The organism is Nonomuraea candida (assembly GCF_000725485.1).
GTDB classification, from domain to species: domain Bacteria; phylum Actinomycetota; class Actinomycetes; order Streptosporangiales; family Streptosporangiaceae; genus Nonomuraea; species Nonomuraea candida.
Map to the genome: position 1 here is coordinate 1 of NZ_JOAG01000183.1, position 276 is coordinate 276.

The window sequence follows — 276 nt, forward strand, 5'->3', positions numbered from 1 at the left end:
GGCTGATCGACAGGCCGAGGCCGGTGCCGCCGTACTTGCGGCTGGTGGTGCCGTCGGCCTGCTGGAACGCCCCGAAGATCACCTCAAGCTGCTGCTCGGCGATGCCGATGCCGGTGTCGATCACGCGCAGGGCGAGCGCCCCGCCGTGGGAGCGGACCGAGGCGGGCAGCTCCGACTGCGCGGCCGGCTCGATGCGCAGCTCCACGCTGCCCGTCTCGGTGAACTTGACGGCGTTGGAGAGCAGGTTGCGCAGCACCTGGCGCAGCCGGGAGTCGT

At 71.7% G+C, this 276-nt stretch carries 1 protein-coding gene; it reads right to left on the bottom strand.

What is annotated here, in order from left to right; translation table 11 throughout:
* Nucleotides 1–276: ATP-binding protein (locus tag IO39_RS43615; protein ID WP_043637889.1), on the bottom strand; the 276-nt coding region annotated here is incomplete at both ends.